Raw genomic sequence first — 20,194 nt, forward strand, 5'->3', positions numbered from 1 at the left:
GCTGTATTACAACTACTTCCGGGACTATGACCCGACGTTGGGGAGGTATGTTCAGAGTGATCCTGCGGGCTTGATGGGTGGGCTGAACTCTTTTGCGTACGTAGAAGGAAACCCAATTGCGCTTTTTGATCCAAATGGACTGAGTGCGCTGGGAGACGCCGGAGCTTTCGTTGGCGGCTGGGGAGGCCGGGCTGGAGATGTTGTAGTTGGGGAGGCTATTTTCCCAGCTGGAGGTGGCATCCCTGGTGCCATCATTGGTGGTCGCGTTGGAGCCTGGGGTGGGCGGGCAGCGGGCGAATGGCTGAATAATCTTATTTTTTCGTCCCCAATATCCGGCAAGGATGAATTCGCTAAACAGACTGAATACTTGCGATACAAGAGCGGGTGTGATACGCCGCCACCTCCCACGGGAGATCCTTGTCAAGATAGGCGAAACGAGATTGCGAGAAAGAGGCAGTGCAAAGACATGCGCAAGGAATGGGATGATCGGTATTGGCCTGGAAAGCATGCAAAAGACATCAAGAAGCTCTCTGATGAAATTGCAGATCTAGAGCGAAAGCTGAGAAATTCCTGGAGCTGTAGAGAATGCAACAAATGAATAATGAACAGTCCATACCTCCAAATGAAAGTGATTGGGGCGATCCTGAGCTCTATTCTTTTCCGCCGGATCGCTATTATTCGATGGATTTGTTCCTCGGAAAGTCGATCATGGACATCATGCCGCTGCTGGAAACTAATTTCACAATGCGATGCATTGATGATTTGGCATATTTTCCGGAGCCGGTTTTTTCTTATTATGTGCGAGGCTTTTTCCTGCATCTCGCTGATCGGGTTCCTGACGACGAGGACCTAGGCGTCCAACTCGGTGTATTTTTATCAGTGATGGAGGATCGCCGTATTGAGTCGCCGGACTTGTGGAAGAGCGCGTGGAGAAATTGGCCCAAACTCGTCGACACTTTTATCGAACGGGTTGGCCGCGGTAGAGTGAATTCTGAGACGGCGGAGGCATTAATGGGCCAACTCCGCGAAGTTCGTACATTACTTCAGTCTTGAGTCCGCCGCTACGACGCGGGCGGACAGCGGGTGCACAAGGAGCACAGCCAGGGGATGCGGTACTTCGCGTACGACCTCGACGGCAAGATGCTGGGCGAGTACAACGCGACGTCGCCGGTGCACGAGTTCGTGTGGCTGGGGGACATGCCGGTGGCTGTGATGACCGGGTCGGGCCCGGAGCCGTACAGCTTCCCGGAGGAGGGTATGTCAATGTTTATCCAGGTGGAACATGTCGATGACTGAGTTGAAAGAAGTATTGCTGGAAGCTAGAGGCGTGCGCTTCTACTCGCAATATGATGAGGCGGTGTTCTTTAAATGGTTGCGCGATCTGCCTTGCGTTGTGAATGTGGAGGGGCAGGGCCTCACGATATTCATCGCATGCCGATCGGATGCGATTGATGAAGATGCTCTCAGGGAAATTCTGGCATTGTTTCATCGGTACGGTATCGAGAAGCGCCAGTTGGCCCAGTTCGATCGTGCTGAGTTTTTGAAATGGTTCCGGAATCCCGTCGCGTATTGGTACTCCGAAGTTTTCGACTGAGCCCGCAGCAACTCTTAGCACCTTTCAGATATAGACAAAACATTCGTACCTTCATCTATCTCGTCACCAACTACTCTCGTGTAGCGTGGCCACGCCGCCCAGGTGCCGGACCAATTGCGCTAAGGATGATAAGTAAGAGTGCGGCGCGACTTCTCGTGCTCATGTCATGTGTAAGTTGCCGAGCTTTTTCGTGCGCGAATACGAAAATATGATGACGGCGCCCGGTATGAGCCGGGCAACTCGGTTGACGTTCTTCGTGGCGGAGCTGGCTCTGGAAAGGTATGTGGCAGCGCCGTTCCGGCGCTCGCTTTGAACTACACCGTGGCTCGGACGGCATTCACCCGAACTGACAATGCGTGCATCGACCAAATGACCCCATTGAACGAAGAGCTCGACCGCGCGATGCGCGGCGAGTCTCCGCTGATGGATTTGCACCAGATGCTGGTGCAGGATCTGGCGCAGGGGATGGACCGCGAATCGCTGATCCGAGAGTTGGAGAGTCTCAGATCGGTCGTGCGCCCACAGACTGAAGACCTCGTCTTGGAAGCGCTCGATCTCTTTGCTGGCTGGTGCCATCCCGATATGAAGCTCTGAGCCTCATCCCCGGCGACTGGTTATCGCGCCGTATCAGCCCCATGAAGGCGCGCCGCGCCTCTCAGGGCTCCAGTTCAAACAGCGACGACCCGTCGCCGTTGTCCTTCACCCGGGTCACCTGAGGCGTGTCCTTCAGATGCGCCGTCGCGCCGTTGCCGGACACGAATTGCATCGCGACGCCCGGCACGGGCCGGATGCGCCAGGACGAGGCCGCGACCGCCGCGCTCAGCGACGGCTGCGCGGCCAGGAAATGCGCCAGCGCCTCGCGCGTCTCGTCCGGCGCGTCGACGACGACCTTGTCCGCCGCCAGTGCCGGGAAGTGCCCGCCGCCGTAGGCACGGTAGTTGTTCGTGACGACGAGGAAGTCCGCGCGCTCGTCCAGCGGCTGACCGCGCCAGCTCAGGTTGACGACGCGCTGGCCTTCTCCGACGCGCTTGCCGTCCTTGTCGAAGCGCGCGGGCTGCGTCAGATCCAACTCATAGCGCAAGGCGTTGTCCTGGCCGAGCATCATGTCGAAGTTGAAGCTCGGATAGCTCGCGTCCACGACGTCCTGCCGCGCCGGCCCTTGCGGATCGATGCGGCGGAACTGCCCGGCGGACATCTCCAGCCAGTCGCGCACCTGGGCGCCGCTCAGCTTCACGACCTTGATTGTGTTCGGATAGACGTAGAGGTCGGCCACATGCTTGATCGCGACCGGTCCGGCGGGGATGTCGGTGTACTGCGTCCAGCCCTGACGGCCGCCGGACTTGAACGGCGCGGCGGCGCTGAGCATGGGCAGCTTCTCCAGCGCCGTGCCCTGGACCGCCTTGAGCGCGTAGGCCAGCTGCGCCTGCGCCACCAGCCGCACCGCGGTGCCGTCCAGCACCTGCGAGAAATAGCTCTGGATCGGCTGGTCCGCGACGGCGACCTGGCTGCGGACGTAGTCCAGCGTCGCCTGATGTTCGTCGGCGATGACGGCGGCGGGCATCGGATCGGCCTCGACCAGCGGCTTGCGCGCGGCACGGTCGAAAATCGGGCGCAGGCTGGACTGGCTGTCCGCCACGTGCCAGGTCTTGCCGGTCTGCTTCAGCGTCAGGTCCACGATGCCGAGGTGGTCGCCCCAGCGCCCGGGCATCACGGCCGGCGTGCCGTAGATCCGGCCCTTGGCGAGGTCCACGCCCGGATAACCCGCGAAGCCGGGTCCGGGGAACTCGGTATGTGCATGGCCCAGCAGCAGCGCGTCCACGCCCTTCACGCGGGCGAGCTGCGCGGCCATGTTCTCGGACAGCTTGGGCAGTTCGGTCTTGTCGATGCCGGTGTGGGCGATGACCACGATCAGGTCCGCGCCGCGCTTGCGCAGGGCGGCGACCTGTTCGGCGGCGGCGTCGACCATGTCGCGCACCTTCACCTTGCCGGCGAGGTTCTGACGGTCCCATTCCAGGATCTGCGGCGGCGTCACGCCGACGACGCCGATCTTGAGCGCGTGGTCCTTGCCCGCCTCGTCGCGCATCGTGCGTTCCAGCATCACGCTGGGCGTGAACGCATGACGGCGGCCGTCGGCCTCCATCACGTTGGCGTTGAGGTACGGGAAGTTGGCGCCGGCGATTGCTTGCCGCAGGAAGGGCAGGCCGTAGTTGAATTCGTGGTTGCCGAGGTTGGCGGCGTCCACGTCCAGCAGGTTCAGGATCTTGTAGGCGGGATGGACGTCCCCGGCCTTCAGCGGCTTGACGCGCGCGACGACGTCGCCCAGCGGGTTGCCCTGCAGCAGGTCGCCGTTGTCGAACAGCAGGCTGTTTGGCGCCTCGGCACGGGCGCGGTGGATCAGCGTGATCGTCTTGGCCAAGCCGAACTCCTGGGCCGGCCGGTCCTGGTAGTAGTCGTAGTTCAGCAGGTTCATGTGGATGTCGCTGGTCTCCAGCACGCGGAGCTTGAGCTCCGCGGCGGACAGCGGCATCGAGAGCCCGCCGAGGACGGCGAGGGCGAAGAGCGTCGTGCGCATCGGGATCAGGACCAGTCGGTGCCGGCGACCAGCACGGCGACGGCGCGCTGGAAACCTTCGGCGTCGATCGCGTCGAAACGCGCGGGCTCGGGGCTGTCGAGGTCGAAGACGCCGCGCAGCGCGCCGCCGGCGACGACCGGCAGCACCAGCTCGGATCGAGAGGCCGCGTCACAGGCGATGTGGCCGGGGAAGGCGTGCACATCCTCGACCAGCTGGACTTCTTGCGTCCGCGCGCAGGCGCCGCAGACGCCGCGGCTGAAGGCGATGCGCACGCAGGCGACCTTGCCCTGGAACGGGCCGAGGACGAGTTCCTGGTCGTTCTTCGGGTTGACGAGGTAGAAGCCGGCCCAGTTCAGCGTCGGGACGGCGTTGAACACCAGCGCGGAGAACTGCGCCAGGTTGGCAAGCCAGTCGCGCTCGCCGTGCAGCAGGGCCTGGGTCTGGGCGACCAGCGTGTCGTACGAGGCGCGCTTGGCCTCGGCGCCGGACATGTCCAGCATCGGTGTAGGTTCGAAGCTCATGGGGCGGGATTGTGGCGGAGGTCATGCCGGGCGGTCGTGCGTCACGGCGAGAATGCGCCCCGATGCTGGTGCTGGAAGTGGACGGCGTGCGCTACGACGGTCTCCAGCGCCACCGGCAGGCCAGCCCGGAATGCTTCAACGCCTGGGCCCGGCATCCCAGCGGGGCGCGGCTTTTCCCGACGGCGTCGAACGGCTATTACGTGATGCTCAAGCCGCTGCCGCGCGGCCGGCACACGATCAATGTCGGCGGCGCGCTGCCGCGCATGTCGCAAGCCGTCAGCGATACGCTGATCGTCGAGTAGGCCTCGTCAGGCTTCGTCAGGCCGCTTCGGGCTGCGTCGGGCAGACTTCGCCCAGCACGCCCAGCACGCCCAGCACGCCCAGCACGCCCAGCACGCCCAGCGGCAGCACGCACAGGGTGACCCCGTCGAGCGTGAGCGCCAGGCCGAGCTGTCCGCCGACCTGGACGACGCTCGCGGCGCCGCCGCTGGCGGCAGGTCCAGCGGGTGCGGATCCGGTCGGGGATGCCGCCGCCATCGCGCTGATCGGCGGCTGTCGGAGCATCGCCCACAACGCGCGCGGATCGCGCAGGCGCAGGCATTCCAGGTATTGGCGGAAGACGGCGTCCTCACCGGCGTCCGGCTCGACTTTCGGCTCGGCGTCCGCCTGCCGCGCAGCAAGTCCATCCGGGCCGGCGGCCGCCTGATGCAGTCGCGCCAGCGCACGGCGCAGGCGCTGACGGCTGGTCGCCTCGGACCGATCATTCGCGCGGGCGATCTCCGCGTGTTCGACCTCGAACACCTCGTGCAGGAGGAGGGCGGCGCCGTCCATCGGCGTGAGGTGTGCGGCCATCAGTCGCAACACCTGCGCGACTTCCTCCGCCAGCGTCACCACCGCTTCCGCCGAGGGCGCCATGGAGACGGGCCATGTCGAAGTCCATGTCGAAGTCCATGTCGAGCTTGACGTCGACGTCGATTCCGGCGGCTGGTCGTGCGCCGCCTCCAGCCACTGCCGCATCCAGTCCCGTCGCCGCAGGCGATCGATGGCCAGGTGGCGCACCACGGTGAGCAGCCATGCCTGCGCGGCGTTGAGCTCCGTCGGGGCCGCCTCCAGCGCGCGGACGTAGGCGTCCTGCACCGCGTCCTCCGCGTCGGTCGGGCCCAGCAGGCGCGCGGCGGCGCGGACCAGGCCGCGTTGGTCGGCATCCATGAGGGGGTGAGCGCTGTCGTCGTGCATGGGGGGAGCTTGCCACAGGCGACGACAAGGCATCTGCGGCGTCGCTGTCACGCGAGACGCCACTCGTTCGTCAAGGCAGCAGTTCAACCACGAGGAACCGCCCCATGGAGCATCCGACCCCCGCCGCGCCGTCCAGCGACACCGAGCCGCGCACCTCCTACCTGGAGGAAAAGGCCTTCAAGGCCCGCACGCTGCTGATCTTCGGCACCGTCACCGATGTGCTGGCCGCCGATGTCACACGCCGACTCATCGCCCTGGACGCCGAGAGCGCCGATCCGATCGACGTGCTGGTGAGCTCGCCGGGCGGTCATCTCGAATCCGGCGACGCCATCCACGACATCGTGCGCTTCATCGCCGCACCGGTGAACATGATCGGCACCGGCTGGGTCGGCAGCGCCGCCACCCACCTGTACCTCTCGGTGCCGCGCGAGCGCCGCTACTGCCTGCCCAACACCCGGTTCCTCATCCACCAGCCCAGCGGCGGTGCCGGCGGACCGGCAAGCGACATCGCCATCCAGGCCCGCGAGATCATCAAGGCCAGGGAACGCATCGCGCGAACGATCGCGCGAGAGACGGGGAAGTCGCTGGAGGTCGTCCTCGAGGACATCGGGCGCGACCGCTGGCTCTCCGCCGAGGAAGCCGTCGCGTACGGACTGGTGTCCCGGATCATCGAGCGCAAGTCCGAACTCCGGGGCGGTTGAGTCCCGCGGCAGCAATCGCCGGGCCGCTGGGGGCGGGTCGTGCGTTCAAGTCCACAGCGCGGGCTTGTTCACCATCAGGTAGAAGACGACGAGCACGGCGAGGAAGGCCGGGTAGCCCAGGCCTTCCCACCAGCGCGCGTAGCGCCAGTAGAGCGCCGGCAACGGCTGGCCCGCGGCGAGCGCCGCGTCGGCCATCTGCGACAGCCGGATCTGCAGCCACACCACCGGCAGCCAGCATGCGCCCGCGATCACGTAAAGCGCGATCGACAGCGCCAGCCACGGCGTGTCCAGCGTCAATCCAGCCGTCATCGCCATCCACACGCCGGTGACCGGCTGCACGATGATCGCCGGCGTCGTGAACCACAGGTCCGCGCGCTTGACCAGCCGCGCGACCACGGCCTGCGCCGCGATCGAACCGCTGCGGTTCGCGAAGAACAGGTAGAAGGCCGAGCCGAAGCCGGTGCCTGCCAGCAGCACGCTCGACACGATGTGCAGCCACTTGATCACGAGATAGGTGTTCATTGTTTTTCTCTCAGGCCGGTGCGTCCTCGTCGAGGATCAGCAGCAGGATCGCCACCGGCAGGTTCTTGGTCAGGCAGCCCAGCGGGTCCAGCCACAGCGAGGGCAGGATGAGCGTCGCGACCGCCGTCATCAGCAGCATCGTCCCGCCCGCGAGGCGGTAGATCCAGCGCCGGTGCCAGCGCCACATCGCCGCGCCGAGCAGCAGATCGACGAGCGCCCCCGCGACGATGACCGGTGCGATCCAGGCCTCCGGCGTCTGCGCGGCGAGCATCAGGTCGCGGCTGCGGCCGTCGAGCTCGATCAGGCTGGCCGCCCCTGTGGCCAGCCACAGCGCGATGAGCCCGCCGCGCGCGACCACGCGCGTGCGGCGATGCCGGAAGTTCACACGTCCGATGCCCATGCAGCCTCCACGAATTGTTCGATAGGCACCGCCGGCCTCCCGAGCACGCGCTCGAACGCGGCGGCGTCGCCGATGTTGTCCTGCTCCAGCAGGGCGAGGCTTTCGCTGCTCCAGGGCTGGCCGCTGAGGAAGTCGCCCAGACGGGCGCTCCAGCGACTCGGCGCGTCCGGGAGCGGGATGACGCGAGCTGGCTGCAGGTCGCCTCGGCCCCCTCTGCCGCCTTGACCGCGGAGGCCGCCCTGGCCGAGTTGACCGCGCTGGCGCCGCAGTTCCCCGATGAACGCCGCCAGCGGCAGCGCCCGCGGTCCGACGGCGGTCACGATCTCCGGACCGCCGTCCTGCAGAAGGCGCAGCACCGCCAGCGCGACGTCGGGCACCGCGACCGGCTGCACCTGGGCCTGGACGGCCGCCCGCGGCAGCACCAGCACCGGCAGCCGCGCGAGGTTCATGAACAGCGCGGCGCTGGCCCCGCCGCGGCCGAAGACGATGCTCGGGCGCAACACGGTGGCGTCGAGCCGGCCTTCCGCACGCAGATGCAGCAGCACCTCGTCGGCGGCGCGCTTGGTCGTGGCGTAGCGGGTCGGGCTGTGCGCCACGCCGTTCGCGGAGATCTGGACCACCCGCGCCACGCCCGCGCTGGCGCAGGCCTCGAACAGCGCGGCGGGCGCCTGGTGATGCACGGGCTCGAGCTGGCGGCGCGGCGTGTCGCGCAGCAGGCCGACCGCGTTGACCACGGCATCGAAGCCGGTCACGCGGGGAAGCCAGGCCTCGGGCGTCAGGTCTTGCTGGAAGTCCTGCGTGCGGGACGTGCCGGCGGTGACCGCGAGTCCGGCCTCGCGCAACGCCCGGACGACGTGTCGCCCGACGAAGCCGCTGGCGCCGCAGACCAGCACCGATCGGGGCGTTGCCGTATTCACGATGCGCCTCCCGCGGCTGTCGACGGGCGCGCGGCGGCGGACGTGGCCGCGGCGGTGACGGAACCCGCCGCGGCGGCCGCCGGGGCTGACACGCGCGCGCGCTCGCGGAGCATGGCCTGCACGTTCGACCAGACCTGGTTGGCGACGATGGCGACGCTGACAAAGATGCCGGCGGTCACCAGCCACAAGGTGCGGCGCAGGAAGTCGCTCCAGTTCACGTCGGGCTGGTCGCCGTTGCCGAAGGTCAGCATCAGCAGCACCGAGCCGCACAGCGCCAGCACATTGGTCACGCGCCACCAGAATTCGGCGCCGCCGCGGGCGTCGCAGATCATCGTCAGCACCTGCAGGAGGATCGTGCGCAGGTAGCGCAAGGCCAGTAACGGTGCGGCGGCAGCGATCAGCAGGCTGAGGGGCAGGGTCCAGGGGGTCATCACATCACTCCTTGTGGTTGAGGGAACAGTCGGCTTCGCGGCATGAGGTTCCCCGGTTCATCGTCTGTTTGATATTTCAGTAGAGACAGAAATTCGAGATCAAAAAAAGGACCCGATCAGGTCCCGTCGCCGCGCACGAAGCGCTGCACGCTGGCGCCGAGCTTGAGCACCTTCTCCAGCGTCGCTGGCGAGAGCCGCATCATCTCCTCCGACCAGGCGCCCAAGGTCTGCATCAGGCGCAGGCATTCGCGGACGCGGTCCTGGGCGTCGGGGGATTCGTCCTGGAAGCCCTTGTCCTCGACGAGTTCGGACAGCATGCGCACGGTCGGATCGAACTCGCGATGCTTGCGTTCGCGGACGATGGTGCGCAGCAGTTCCCAGACGTCGGCGGTCGTCTCGAAATAATCGCGCCGGTCGCCCAGCACGTGGGTCACGCGGATCAGGTTCCAGCTCTGCAGTTCCTTGAGGCTGGTGCTGACGTTGGAGCGGGCGACGGATAGCGTCTCGGCCAGTTCCTCCGCGTTGAGCGGCCGGCCGTGGAAATAGAGCAGGGCGTGGATCTGCGCCACGGTGCGGTTGACGCCCCAGGCGCTGCCCATCTCGCCCCAGTGCAGGACGAAACGTCGGGCGGTGTCGGTGAGTTCCATGGCGTTGAATGTATACGGACAGAAATTTCTGTCAATACAGAAATTTAAAACCGCCAACCGGCCTGTGAACCGGACCGCCGGAACCGGGAGTGGCCATCGCCGCAAGCTGCCGGCCGGCAGGAAGCTCAGGCAACGGTTGAGGAGTGCCGCCGCGCCGCGTCGTTTCGATACTTTCCGGTTTGAACCTGGGAAGACGGCATGACGGGCAAGACGGCGAGACAGGAGAACGCGACGAAGCCGGGCAAGCAGCACCGGAAGATGGAACGCGCCGAAGACGAAGCGGATCACGCGTCTGAACACGCTGAGCAGCCCATTGAGCAAAAGCTTCCACCACAGGACGAACAGGCCAAACAGGCCGGCAGCGACGGTGCATCGGAGGAGGAGGCCATGGCCTGGGGGACAACGTCGGTCTTGGCCTTCTCCGGTCTTGCGGCCGCTTCAGGAGGAGGAGCAACAGAGCCGGCTGCGAAGCCGCCGTCGATCCCGATCCCGCCGAAGCAGATTCCGCCGACGCAGATCCCCGCCGTGGCCGTGACTCCACCCGAGGCGCCTCCCGTTCTCCCGACCACGTCGACGACCGATTCCACTGTCGAACCGATTCTCAAGCCTCAACCTGAGTCTGCACCACCACCACCACCACCGCCGCCGCCACCACCACCACCGCCGCCGCCGCCGCCGCCGCCGCCGCCGCCACCGCCACCACCGCCGTCGCCAGACCTCCCTCTGCAGCAGACGGGCCGGACGCTGCAACCCGACGTGAAGCCGCAGCCAGAGATCACGCCGAAGCCCGAGGTGCCGCCCAAGCCTCTGCTCCGGGCGCCTGAACTCACGCTTGCGCAGGACAGCGGTCTGACGGGCGACGCCTTGACGCGGAACGGCCAGATCAAAGTCTCTGGCCTGGAGGAGGGGGCGTCCTGGACTTTCAGTCTCGACGAAGGCGTGACGTGGCGTGCCGGGAGTGGATCGGATATCCCGGACGATCTGTTCGAGGGGGACGGCGCCAAGGTCGTGTTGGCGAAGCAGCACTTGGATGGCGCAACGACAAGCCTCGTGGGTCGCCTCGACTTCGTCCTGGACCGCACCCCGTCGTCAACGCCGCATGTCGATCACCGTCGGAGCACGCTCATGAATCGGGAAACCGGCGAGCGCGCCGAGGCCTTCGTCGTGATCGGGAAAGGGGCGGATGAACCGGGACTGCTGCATTGGCAAACCGATGGCGATCTGTCGGACCACTCCGGCGCTTCAAGGTTGGAAGTCCCCATCGACGCTCTGGGCGGCGCGGGGGCCCTGACGTATTGGCATGTGGATGACGCGGGGAACGTGAGTGAGAAGGGAGTTCTTCCTGTCGATGTCGTTCCGCCCGCGAAGTTGACTGTGCAGGCCGTGCATCCTGCGATGCGTGTCAGTGAAGACTCGATCCCCATGCACGCCGGCGATCTGAAGATCCTGGGACTTGAGCCCGATGCCGGGTGGCGTTATCGGATCGACGATGGGGAGTGGACGGATGGGGAGGGGGACACGCTCAGCGACGAGGCGCTGCGCCAGACTGGCAGGCACGAGGTCCTGCTCATGCATGTGGATGTCCATGGGAACGAAAGCGATGTCCACCATCTGCCGATCGAGGTCGCCGGACCGCTCAAACTGCGTCTGAAGAATGACACTGGCCTGACACCGCAGCAGAAGGTCGATCTCGTGACCTCGGACGCCACGGTGGAAGTCCTGGGTGCCGGCGCGCTGCACGGCGCGGTCGAATGCCGGATCGATGCCGGTACTTGGCAACCGCTCGGTGACGGGAAGGTCATCGGAAATTCGCTGTTTCCCGGCGATGGGAAAAGGCGAGTGGAAGTGCGGATCCATGATGCGAACGGGAAGTCGCTCCCCGTGGTGGATCTGCATATCGAGGTGGACCGGACGGCGCCCGACCCGTCGTCGCTGGTGGTTGTGAATGAGCGCGCCAAGGTGAACGCATCTGGCATACCAGTCCAAGGTGGACTGTATTCGCTCACGAATCAAGCACTGGTCCGTCTGCCCGGATTGGAGGAAGGGGCCACGTGGAGTGCCGGACTCTACAAGGAGGACGGCTTCACTTTGATGAGCGAGGTGATGACAGGAAGCGGAGATCGACTTCCCAAGGAGCTATTCAGAGAAGGGCCTCAGTGGATCGGCGCGTGGATCTACGATCGCGCCGGCAACTTTGACGAGGGCATCCAACTGGCGGGCGTCTTTCTGGACACGACACCCCCACCCAAACCGACGTGGAAACTCTTGGAAGCGACTGCTGAGGGCGGGAGGTCGTACTTGCTCGACTCGCCCGGACGTGATGCCCACTTCGAGCACCGCCGCGACGGGGAGTCGACCTGGACCCGTCTGGTGAGCAGTGACTCGTTGACCGGGCCGCTTGAAGTCCGGCAAGTCGATCTCGCGGGCAATGCCAGCGAAGGCGCCTTGTTGGCCTCCCAGCAGATCCTGGACGTCACCGGCGCGTCGCTGAACTCGTCAGTCCTTTGATGGCAGCAGGGTGGCGACACCTCGCATCCAGGACGCTGCCGGTGCACCCAGCCACGCGCGCGCTGCGTCGGATCGCTTCAACTGAAGGTCCAGGAAGGCCACGCTGACCTGCTGTGCCGCCGTCAGGCCGAGCTGCTGCTCATGCAGTTGCCGGTAGTCGGGCACCGCGGGGACCGGCGCCATGCGCGTCGGGCCTTCCTGTCCGCGTCCGCCGCGGCCACCGCCGCCGCGGCGGCCCTGGGGCTGCGACTGGGCCTGCTCCTCGGCGGCGCGGATGCGTTTCTGCTCCCGCTCGACGTCCTCGGGCCGGGCCTCGTTGCCGCCGAGCGCGGCGTGGCGGACCTCGTTCACGCTCAGCAGCCAGCCGCGCGGCGCCGGCATCGCCGCGAACGGCGCCTGGCGCCATGACACGTCGCGCACCAGACCGAGCACGTCGCTGTCGTCCGGGCCCGTCAGGCCGAGCACCGGGATGACGACCTCACGATAGCGCGCGGGGTCCGGCTGCGCGAACACCTGCGGGCTGATCACGATCGCCGCCACGGGTTGCACGCTCTTGAGCGACAGCACCGAGCCGTCCGGCTGACGTTCGCCCGCCACCGCCATCGCCGACTGGGCGCCGAGTTCGTATCCCGCGATCACGGTCTTCGACCAGTCCAGCGAGCGCCACGATGCATCACCCGCACTCGTGCCCGCACCTGGGCCTGGACCCGGCCCCTGGCCTGGACGGCCCAGGCGTTGCGCCTCCGCGAGCAGTTCGTCGAGCCGCGCCAGCCGCTGGCGCATCTGCGCATCGGCATAGTGGCGCCGGCCAAGTGCCGTGAACTCGGCCGAGCGTGCCAGGTCCGACGACCAGGCGGTCGCGTCGTCGTCCAGCGGCTGCACTGTCAGCACGGCATACCCCGCCGCCGCCCAGGCGCGGCGCCAGCGGATGCCGGCGGTCTCGGACTCGCCCAGTCCGGGCAGATACACGATGACCGGGCGCGGCCCGGTCGCCGCGCTGGCCGGCAACGTGAGGCTCAAGCGCACGTCGTCGCCGCGCAGGCGCCACAGCACCGGTTGCATGGTGACCGTTTCGCCCTGCGGCGCGTAGCCGCGGGAGGCGAACTCGCGCTGCTGTTGCTGTTCCTCGAGGCGCGCCTTCGGCGGTCCGCCGCCGCAGGCGGCGAGCAGCACCGCCGCGCCCAGCGCGGTGGCGCATCCGAGGGTCAGGGCGCGAGCACGCGCGCGGGCGCGCAGGCCAGGACGGGTCGAATCGATCATGGGCGGCGACGCTAAGCGGACGATGTCAAGCGGCGATTGCTGGGCCGTGCGCTCAATGCGCCGGCGCCGCCACCGGCGACAAGCCTTCCGGCAGGTCCGCGTTGAAGCGCTGCAGCACGTGCCGGCTCATGCCCTTGGCGAGTTCCTCCTCGCCGTAGAACACGGTGCCCAGCTTTTCCCGGCGCAGCAGCTCGGATTCCTCCTCGCCGTGGGTGCGCAGCACGATCTCGATGCCCGGGTTCAGCTGTCTGGCCGTGTCGGCCATCTGACGCGCCTTCATCGAGTCGGGCACCGCCACCACCAGCATCGCCGCGTTGGCGATGTGGGCCTGGATCAGCACCATGGGCTCGCTCGCGTCGCCGCTGACCGCCGCCATGCCGCGTTTGCGCAGCGCCTCGACGGTCTCGCGGCCCTCGTCGGCGACGACGAAGGGAATGCCGCGCTCGGTCAGGACGTCCGCGATGCGGCGTCCCACGCGACCGTAGCCGACCAGCACGACCTGACCCTCCAGGAACTGGCGATCGGTGGTCTGCGGCAGTTCGGCGTAGGGGTCGTCCCGTTCCTCGAGCTTGCGCGCGAAGGACGAGCGGGCGAGCACCCAGCGCTGGAGCGGTTGGATCATCGCGAACATCACCGGATTCAGCGCGATCGAGATCAGCGCCGCCGCCAGCACCAGGTTCATGCCGGCCTTGGGCAGCAGCCCGAGCTGGACGCCCAGTCCCGCGAGGATGAAACTGAACTCCCCGATCTGCGCCAGGCTGGCCGACACCGTCATCGCCGTGTTCAGCGGATAACGGAACACGATCACCAGCGCGGCCGCGGCGATGGCCTTGCCCAGCATCACGATGGCCACCACGCCGAGCAGGTGCAGCGGCTGGTCGATCAGCGTCATCGGGTCGAACAGCATGCCCACCGACACGAAGAACAGCACCGAGAACGAGTCCCGCAGCGGCAGCGATTCCTGCGCGGCGCGGTGGCTGTATTCGGATTCGCGCATCACCGTGCCGGCGAAGAACGCGCCCAGCGCGAAGGACACGTGGAAGAGTTCGGACGCGCCGTACGCGATGCCGATCGCCACCGCGATGACCATCAGCGTGAACAGCTCGCGCGAGCCCGTGCGCGCCACCTGCCACAGCATCCACGGCAGCACGCGCCGGCCCACGACCAGCATCAGCACGACGAAGGCGGCCATCTGCGCCAGGGTCTCGGCAATGGTGCGCCACAGCGGCGCGGCCTCCGCCCCCGCGCCGGCTTCCATGCCCGGCGTCGTCCCGCCCAGCACGGTGGCCAGCGGCGGCAGCAGCACCAGGATCAGCACCGTGGCCAGGTCCTCGACCACCAGCCAGCCCACCGCGATGCGGCCGTTCATCGACTCCAGCGTGCCGCGCGACTCCAGCGCCTTCAGCAGCACCACCGTGCTCGCGCAGGACAGCGTCAGTCCGAAGACCAGCGCCTGGCCCGCCGGCCAGCCCCACCACATCGCCAGGCCCATGCCCAGCGCCGTGGCGGCGGCCATCTGCACGACCGCGCCGGGCAGCGCGATGCGCTTGACCGCCATCAGGTCCTTCAACGAGAAGTGCAGCCCGACGCCGAACATCAGCAGCATCACGCCGATCTCCGACAGCTGCGCGGCGATGCCGACGTCCGCGACGAAGCCCGGCGTGGCCGGACCGATCGCGATGCCGGCGAGCAGATAACCCACCAGCGCGGGCAGTTTGATCCGCTCGGCGATGAAGCCCAGGATCAGCGCCAGGCCGAAGCCCGCCGCCAGCGTGGAAATGAGGGAGACGTTGTGTTCCATCAGTGCACCGCTCCCGGACCGGCGACGGCGGCGAAGGCCTCGCGGTGACGGGGGCCCTGCGCGAACGCGCCCAGGGCGGCGGCGATCCGGCGCTCCGCGTCCGCCGCGTCGGGCAGCTCGGGGCCGTAGATCTCCATCCAGGTCTGGAAGACCGGATCGTTGTCATGGCGCTGCAGCAGCCGCACCGGCTGCGCCTGACGCGCCTCTTCGAAGGCGGCCAGCGCGGCCGTCAGCTGGTCCGCATGGACGCGGTAGTAGACGTAGAGCTCGACCGGTGCGGTCGAGCGGGCGGCAGGATGGACGGTGGGCGGCGCAGCGGCGCGCGTCGGCGGCGAGGTGTTCATTCAGGTTCTCCGATGACGTAAGGCAGGGAACGGGGGGTGAGGACGGCGCCGGTCGCGCTGCCCAGATGGAGGGTGCCGGACTCCAGCGCGGCGAGCTTGACCTCGGCCAGCAGCAGCGGCCGGCCCTCCTGGCGGCCGAAGCCGGCCACCATGCCCGCGGGCTGCTCCGGATCGGCGCTGTGGAAGATCTCCTGGCCGGGCGTGGCGTCGGCGTCGCTGCCGTCGAGCGCGAACAGGTGGGTGCGGCGCTTGATCGTGCCCCGGTACTGGCTGCGCGCGACGATCTCCTGGCCCGGATAGCAGCCCTTCTGGAAGTTCACGCCGCCCAGCAGCTCCAGGTTGAGCATCTGGGGCACGAACTGCTCGACCGTGCCCTGGCGGACCCAGGCCAGCCCGGCGGTCACGTCCAGGCCCCGCCATTCCTCGGGGTCGATCACGGGCAGCGCCGGTGCAGGCGCGTCGGCGGGCTGCAGCAGCAGGAAACGCGGGGTGAGACCGTCGTCGGGCAGGCGGACGGCCAGCGCTTCCCGGCCGTCGGCCAGGGCCACGCGGCTCACGGACCACACCGTCGCCGGGGTGGCTTCAGCCCCCGCGGCAGCCTGTGTCGCAGTCCCCGTCGCGGCGCCGGCCTCGGCCAGCCAGTCGCGCGCCTGGGCGCCGGACAGCCCCCAGACCGCCCAGGACGCGCTGTCGTCGCTCAGCTTGCACTTGGCGCGCAGAACGAACATCGACAGCCGCTTGACCGTCGCAGGCAGCACCTCGGCGGGCAGGGCCAGCAGCACGGACTGGTCGTCCGGCTTCACGGCCAGCATGGTCGCGAGCAGCCGTCCCTTGGCCGAGCAGTAGCCCGCCAGCCGGGCCTGCGCACCGGTCTGCAGGGCCAGGTCTTGCGTCAGCTGGGTGTGCAGGAACTTGGCGGCTTCCTCGCCCTGGGCGCGGATCACGCCCCAGTCGGCAAGCCGGACGGCGCCGAGCGCCGAGGACGGCACGGGCGGTGTAGCGTGGTGGAGGTCTTCGATCATGGTCCGATTATCATCAGCCCCCGCATTTCACGGAGGGCCCCGGGTCTTGTCACGCGCGAAAAACAGATCTCGCGGCACCGCGAGAAAAACGAAGAAGCAGTCGGGCCGCATCGGACGCTGGCTGCTGTCCGCGCTGGTGGCGGGCGTGGTGCTGCTCGGCGGCGGCGCGGGCGCGCTCTGGTGGTGGCTGCAGGCACCGCTGGTGCTGGAGAAGCCGGGCATCGAACTCTCGATCGAGCCCGGCACGCCGCCGCAGCAGGTCGCGCAGGCCTGGGTCGCGGCCGGGGTGCGGACCGATCCGCGCTTCCTGTACGCCTGGTTCCGCTATTCGGGACAGGCGCGGAAGATCCGCGCCGGCAGCTACGAGATCCATGCCGGCATCACGCCGCGCGAGCTGCTCGACAAGATGGTGCGCGGCGACCAGGTGCTGGAACAGCTGCGCCTGATCGAGGGCTGGAACTTCCGCCAGCTGCGCGCCGCGATCGCGGCCGCGCCGGCTTTGAAGCAGACCACCGCGGCCATGACGGACGAGCAGATCATGGCTGCGCTCGGCGCGCCGGGCCAGGCGCCCGAGGGACGGTTCTTCCCGGACACCTACGCCTACAGCCGGGGCGTGAGCGATCTGACGGTGCTCAAGCGCGCACACGCGCTGATGCAGAAGCGGCTGGAGAGCGCCTGGGCCGGCCGCGGCGACGGCCTGCCGCTCAAGAGCGCCGACGAGGCGCTGATCCTGGCCTCCATCGTCGAGAAGGAGACCGGCGCCGCGGCGGATCGCGGCCTGGTCGCGGCCGTGTTCGTCAACCGGCTCAAGGTCGGCATGCCACTGCAGACCGATCCGACGGTGATCTACGGACTGGGGACGGACTTCGACGGCAACCTGCGCAGGACCCACCTTCAGACGGACACGCCGTTCAACACCTACACCCGGGGCGGCCTGCCGCCGACGCCGATCGCGATGCCGGGCCTGGCCGCGCTGCAGGCCACGCTGCATCCGACGCCGTCCAAGGCGCTGTACTTCGTGTCGCGCGGAGACGGCAGCAGCCAGTTCAGCGAGGATCTGGCCGCGCATAATCGGGCGGTCAACAAGTACCAGCGCGGCCGCTGAGCGCCCGCGCTTCGCTTTTTCCGCAGTTTCTTCGCTGTTTTCCATCCGGGTTCCGAGCGAGCCGAGTTCGAGAGAGCACCACGCGTGAGCGGTCGATTCATCACCTTCGAAGGCATCGACGGGGCAGGCAAGTCCACCCACATCGAGTCCGTGGCCCAACACCTGCGCCAGCGCGGCGCCGAACTGGTCCAGACCCGCGAGCCCGGCGGCACGCCGCTGGCCGAGTCGCTGCGCGGACTGTTCCTGCACCAGGACATGGACGGGCTGACCGAGGCGCTGCTGGTCTTCGCCGCGCGGCGCGACCATGTGCAGCGCGTCATCGCGCCGTCGCTGGCGCTGGGCCAGACGGTGCTGTGCGACCGCTTCACCGACGCGAGCTTCGCCTACCAGGGCGGCGGCCGCGGCATGGACCTCCAGGTGCTGACCACGCTGGAGCAGTGGGTGCAGCAGGGGCGCCAGCCGGACCTGACCTTCTGGTTCGACGTCGATCCGGCCATTGCCGCGCAGCGCCGGGCGCAGGCCCGCGACGCGGACAGGCTGGAACAACTGGACTTGGATTTCTTCGCGCGGGTGCGGGCCGCTTACCAGCGTCGGGCCGAGGCGTCCCGGGGACGCATCGTCCGCATCGACGCGGGCGACACGATTGACGGCGTCGCGGGCCAGATCCGCGCCGAACTGGAGCGTCGCGGATGGTGACCGCTTCGGCCATGACCGCCGATGGCGTCGCCGCGCTGGCCGAGGGCGGCCAGCTTCCGCTGCCCTGGCTGGCCGCGCCGCTTCAGCAGGCGCTCACGCAGGGGCGCAGCCACGCGATGCTCTTGCAGGGGCCCGCGGGCGTCGGCCAGTTCGACCTGGCGCTGCTGCTGGCGCAGGCCTGGCTCTGCGAAGCCCGCCCCTCGACCGACCAGCCCGGCTGCGGCCGTTGCGCCAGTTGCCACCTGCTGCGCTCGCGTTCGCATCCCGACTTCCAGGTCCTGCTGCCGGAAGCGCTGCGCGAGACCCTGGGCTTCGGCGCCATGGAAGCGGAGGGCGAGGGCGCTTCCTCGGCCAAGGCCAGCAAGACCAAGCCCAGCCGCGAGATCAAGATCGAGGCGGTCCGTCAGACGCTGGCCTTTTCGCAGGTCAGCGCGGCGCGGGGCAAGGCCAAGGTGGTCGTGGTCTATCCGGCGGAAGCCTTGAACACGGTGGCCGCCAACGCGCTGCTGAAGACGCTGGAGGAACCGGCCGGCCTGCTTCGCTTCGTGCTGGCCAGCGCCGCTCCCCAGCAACTGCTGCCGACGATCCGCAGCCGCTGCCAACCGCTGCAGATGGCCTTGCCCCCGCGCGACGCGGCGCTGGCCTGGCTGACGGGGCAGGGCGTCGACCAGGCGGGCGTCCTGCTGGACGCCACCGGCGGCCGCCCGCAGGAAGCCCTGCAGTGGAGCGAGGAGGGCATCGCCGCCCGGACCTGGCTGGAGCTGCCGCGCCGGATCGCCAAGGGTGAGGCCGTGGCGCTGACCGAGTGGCCGGTGCCGCGCGCGATCGCCGCGATGCAACGGCTGGTGCACGACTTGATGCGCATTGCGCACGGGGCCGGACCGGCCTACTTCCCGCGCGACGCGCTGCCCAAGCTGCCGGCGGTGCGGTCCGCGCTGGACCAGTGGGCCCGGACGCTGCAGCAGGCGGCCAGGCATGCCGACCACCCGCTCAACGCCGGGCTGCTGATGGAGTCGCTCGTGGCCCAGGGACAACAGGCGATGCGCCCGGCCCGTTGAAGCGACCGACCATCCGCCAAGCCATCCGCAGATCCTGGCGCTGGTCGATCTGGTAACCAAGTCTGACCCCCGGGCGTGGCGAGTAGACTTGGCGCCATGAGCGAACTCACCCTGAAACCGATGAGCACCACGCCCCCCGCGTCCGCCCCCGTCCCGGCTCCCGCCGGCGGTGCCCGACCCAGCGTGATCCAGCTGGTGTTCAAGGAGAAGGGCGCGCTCTACGCGGCCTACATCCCGATCTTCTCGGAAGGCGGCGTCTTCGTGCCGACGACGCGCGACTACAAGCTGGGCGAGGACATCTACCTGCTGATGACGCTGCCCGAGGACCCCAACCGTTACCCGGTCGCCGGCAAGGTGGCCTGGCTGACGCCGGCCAACGCGTCGGGGGGCCGCACGCAGGGCGTCGGCGTGCGTTTCCCCGGCGACGAGAAGACCCGCGTCATCAAGCTCAAGATCGAGGAACTGCTGGGCACGGCGATCTCCTCGGCCAAGCCCACCCAGACGATCTAGACGGTGTACATCGATTCCCATTGCCACTTGAGCTTCCCCGAGCTCCAGTCCCAGCTTCCTGACCTGCTCGCCGCCATGGAGGCTGCGCAGGTGACGCAGGCTGTCTGCATCTGCACGACGATGGAGGAGTTCCCGGACGTCCGCGCCCTCGCCGAGGCGCACCGCCAGCTGTTTGCGACCGTCGGCGTCCATCCGGACAGCGACGAGGTCCATGAGCCCAGCGTCGACGAGCTGGTCGCCGGCGCCGCGCATCCCAAGGTCGTCGCCATCGGCGAGACCGGGCTGGACTACTACCGCCTCAACGGCCGGACCGTCGAAGAGATGGAATGGCAACGGGAGCGCTTCCGCA

Annotated in this window: 25 protein-coding genes; 13 read left to right on the forward strand and 12 right to left on the reverse strand. The window is 68.0% G+C overall.

The genetic code is table 11. The annotated features are described in order from the left end of the window. Nucleotide 1 precedes the first annotated feature (1 nt). The 5 genes from PV762_RS04170 (at nucleotide 2) to PV762_RS04190 (ending at nucleotide 2,188) form a co-directional block, all read left to right on the forward strand. Nucleotides 2–598 carry an RHS repeat-associated core domain-containing protein gene (locus tag PV762_RS04170; protein WP_421033786.1) on the forward strand — a complete coding sequence of 199 codons (597 nt, stop codon included), beginning with the start codon at nucleotides 2–4 and terminating at the stop codon, nucleotides 596–598. Next, nucleotides 586–1,053 carry a hypothetical protein gene (locus PV762_RS04175; protein ID WP_421033763.1) on the forward strand — a complete coding sequence of 156 codons (468 nt, stop codon included), beginning with the start codon at nucleotides 586–588 and terminating at the stop codon, nucleotides 1,051–1,053. Before PV762_RS04170 ends, PV762_RS04175 begins: the two co-directional genes overlap by 13 nt. A gap of 54 nt (nucleotides 1,054–1,107) precedes the next feature. Continuing rightward, the gene (locus tag PV762_RS04180) at nucleotides 1,108–1,296 is read left to right on the forward strand and encodes a hypothetical protein (protein WP_421033764.1); all 189 of its coding nucleotides are present in this window, start codon (nucleotides 1,108–1,110) and stop codon (nucleotides 1,294–1,296) included. Further along, complete coding sequence (locus PV762_RS04185; RefSeq protein WP_421033765.1) at nucleotides 1,289–1,594, forward strand: hypothetical protein; 306 nt, start codon at nucleotides 1,289–1,291, stop codon at nucleotides 1,592–1,594. The genes PV762_RS04180 and PV762_RS04185 overlap by 8 nt, the downstream gene beginning before the upstream one ends. Nucleotides 1,595–1,963: 369 nt before the next feature. Then, on the forward strand, nucleotides 1,964–2,188 hold the full coding sequence (locus PV762_RS04190) for a hypothetical protein (protein ID WP_421033766.1): 225 nt from the start codon (nucleotides 1,964–1,966) through the stop codon (nucleotides 2,186–2,188). A gap of 61 nt (nucleotides 2,189–2,249) precedes the next feature. Here the strand turns inward: PV762_RS04190 and PV762_RS04195 are convergent, their stop codons facing one another. Next, a complete protein-coding gene (locus tag PV762_RS04195; RefSeq protein ID WP_421033767.1) occupies nucleotides 2,250–4,166 on the reverse strand; it encodes a bifunctional 2',3'-cyclic-nucleotide 2'-phosphodiesterase/3'-nucleotidase in 1,917 nt (638 codons plus the stop codon). Between the two features lie 5 nt (nucleotides 4,167–4,171). Further along, nucleotides 4,172–4,687 carry a GAF domain-containing protein gene (locus tag PV762_RS04200; protein WP_421033768.1) on the reverse strand — a complete coding sequence of 172 codons (516 nt, stop codon included), beginning with the start codon at nucleotides 4,685–4,687 and terminating at the stop codon, nucleotides 4,172–4,174. A 62-nt stretch (nucleotides 4,688–4,749) separates the two neighbouring features. On the opposite strand from PV762_RS04200, the gene PV762_RS04205 reads away from it, so the two are divergent. Continuing rightward, nucleotides 4,750–4,989 carry a hypothetical protein gene (locus PV762_RS04205; RefSeq protein ID WP_421033769.1) on the forward strand — a complete coding sequence of 80 codons (240 nt, stop codon included), beginning with the start codon at nucleotides 4,750–4,752 and terminating at the stop codon, nucleotides 4,987–4,989. A gap of 16 nt (nucleotides 4,990–5,005) precedes the next feature. On the opposite strand, the gene PV762_RS04210 is transcribed toward PV762_RS04205, so the two are convergent. Next, complete coding sequence (locus tag PV762_RS04210) at nucleotides 5,006–5,896, reverse strand: sigma-70 family RNA polymerase sigma factor (protein ID WP_421033770.1); 891 nt, start codon at nucleotides 5,894–5,896, stop codon at nucleotides 5,006–5,008. A 131-nt stretch (nucleotides 5,897–6,027) separates the two neighbouring features. Between PV762_RS04210 and PV762_RS04215 the strand changes: the two genes are divergently transcribed. Next, a complete protein-coding gene (locus tag PV762_RS04215; RefSeq protein ID WP_421033771.1) occupies nucleotides 6,028–6,624 on the forward strand; it encodes an ATP-dependent Clp protease proteolytic subunit in 597 nt (198 codons plus the stop codon). A gap of 45 nt (nucleotides 6,625–6,669) precedes the next feature. On the opposite strand, the gene PV762_RS04220 is transcribed toward PV762_RS04215, so the two are convergent. The 5 genes from PV762_RS04220 to PV762_RS04240 all read right to left on the reverse strand — a co-directional run bounded on the left by PV762_RS04220 (nucleotide 6,670) and on the right by PV762_RS04240 (nucleotide 9,541). Continuing rightward, nucleotides 6,670–7,146: a DUF2269 family protein gene (locus PV762_RS04220; protein ID WP_421033772.1), complete on the reverse strand. Its 477-nt coding sequence runs from the start codon at nucleotides 7,144–7,146 to the stop codon at nucleotides 6,670–6,672. Nucleotides 7,147–7,156: 10 nt separating this feature from the next. Then, complete coding sequence (locus PV762_RS04225) at nucleotides 7,157–7,546, reverse strand: DoxX-like family protein (protein ID WP_421033773.1); 390 nt, start codon at nucleotides 7,544–7,546, stop codon at nucleotides 7,157–7,159. Further along, on the reverse strand, nucleotides 7,528–8,463 hold the full coding sequence (locus PV762_RS04230; protein WP_421033774.1) for an NAD-dependent epimerase/dehydratase family protein: 936 nt from the start codon (nucleotides 8,461–8,463) through the stop codon (nucleotides 7,528–7,530). Before PV762_RS04230 ends, PV762_RS04225 begins: the two co-directional genes overlap by 19 nt. Further along, entirely contained in the window at nucleotides 8,460–8,894 is a 435-nt protein-coding gene (locus tag PV762_RS04235; RefSeq protein ID WP_421033775.1) for a hypothetical protein, read from the reverse strand. Before PV762_RS04235 ends, PV762_RS04230 begins: the two co-directional genes overlap by 4 nt. Before the next feature lie 116 nt (nucleotides 8,895–9,010). After that, complete coding sequence (locus PV762_RS04240) at nucleotides 9,011–9,541, reverse strand: GbsR/MarR family transcriptional regulator (protein WP_421033776.1); 531 nt, start codon at nucleotides 9,539–9,541, stop codon at nucleotides 9,011–9,013. A 198-nt stretch (nucleotides 9,542–9,739) separates the two neighbouring features. Here PV762_RS04240 and PV762_RS04245 point away from each other — a divergent pair, with 198 nt between their 5' ends. Next, nucleotides 9,740–12,049, forward strand: coding sequence for a hypothetical protein (locus PV762_RS04245; protein ID WP_421033777.1), 2,310 nt, complete (start codon nucleotides 9,740–9,742; stop codon nucleotides 12,047–12,049). Here PV762_RS04245 and PV762_RS04250 read toward each other — a convergent pair. The 4 genes from PV762_RS04250 to PV762_RS04265 are packed head-to-tail and all read right to left on the reverse strand — an operon-like array spanning nucleotide 12,038 to nucleotide 16,476. Continuing rightward, nucleotides 12,038–13,309, reverse strand: coding sequence for a hypothetical protein (locus PV762_RS04250; protein WP_421033778.1), 1,272 nt, complete (start codon nucleotides 13,307–13,309; stop codon nucleotides 12,038–12,040). The two genes, PV762_RS04245 and PV762_RS04250, sit on opposite strands and share 12 nt — an antisense overlap. A 52-nt stretch (nucleotides 13,310–13,361) precedes the next feature. Continuing rightward, nucleotides 13,362–15,110, reverse strand: coding sequence for a YbaL family putative K(+) efflux transporter (gene ybaL / locus PV762_RS04255; RefSeq protein WP_421033779.1), 1,749 nt, complete (start codon nucleotides 15,108–15,110; stop codon nucleotides 13,362–13,364). Beyond that, nucleotides 15,110–15,454: a DUF4936 family protein gene (locus PV762_RS04260; RefSeq protein ID WP_421033780.1), complete on the reverse strand. Its 345-nt coding sequence runs from the start codon at nucleotides 15,452–15,454 to the stop codon at nucleotides 15,110–15,112. Before PV762_RS04260 ends, ybaL begins: the two co-directional genes overlap by 1 nt. Continuing rightward, complete coding sequence (locus PV762_RS04265) at nucleotides 15,451–16,476, reverse strand: YgfZ/GcvT domain-containing protein (RefSeq protein ID WP_421033781.1); 1,026 nt, start codon at nucleotides 16,474–16,476, stop codon at nucleotides 15,451–15,453. Before PV762_RS04265 ends, PV762_RS04260 begins: the two co-directional genes overlap by 4 nt. 109 nt (nucleotides 16,477–16,585) lie before the next feature. Here PV762_RS04265 and mltG point away from each other — a divergent pair, with 109 nt between their 5' ends. The 5 genes from mltG to PV762_RS04290 all read left to right on the forward strand — a co-directional run. Next, the gene (gene mltG / locus PV762_RS04270; protein WP_421033787.1) at nucleotides 16,586–17,581 is read left to right on the forward strand and encodes an endolytic transglycosylase MltG; all 996 of its coding nucleotides are present in this window, start codon (nucleotides 16,586–16,588) and stop codon (nucleotides 17,579–17,581) included. An 84-nt stretch (nucleotides 17,582–17,665) separates the two neighbouring features. After that, a complete protein-coding gene (gene tmk / locus PV762_RS04275; protein ID WP_421033782.1) occupies nucleotides 17,666–18,277 on the forward strand; it encodes a dTMP kinase in 612 nt (203 codons plus the stop codon). Beyond that, complete coding sequence (gene holB, locus PV762_RS04280) at nucleotides 18,271–19,335, forward strand: DNA polymerase III subunit delta' (protein WP_421033783.1); 1,065 nt, start codon at nucleotides 18,271–18,273, stop codon at nucleotides 19,333–19,335. The genes tmk and holB overlap by 7 nt, the downstream gene beginning before the upstream one ends. A 120-nt stretch (nucleotides 19,336–19,455) precedes the next feature. Next, nucleotides 19,456–19,845 (forward strand): PilZ domain-containing protein, encoded by a 390-nt coding sequence (locus PV762_RS04285; RefSeq protein ID WP_088407064.1) that lies wholly within the window; start codon nucleotides 19,456–19,458, stop codon nucleotides 19,843–19,845. A 3-nt stretch (nucleotides 19,846–19,848) separates the two neighbouring features. Further along, nucleotides 19,849–20,194: TatD family hydrolase (locus PV762_RS04290; RefSeq protein ID WP_421033784.1), on the forward strand; the 346-nt coding region annotated here is incomplete at its 3' end.

It is taken from the genome of Mitsuaria sp. CC2 (assembly GCF_048957715.1).
In the GTDB taxonomy this organism is placed as follows: domain Bacteria; phylum Pseudomonadota; class Gammaproteobacteria; order Burkholderiales; family Burkholderiaceae_C; genus Roseateles.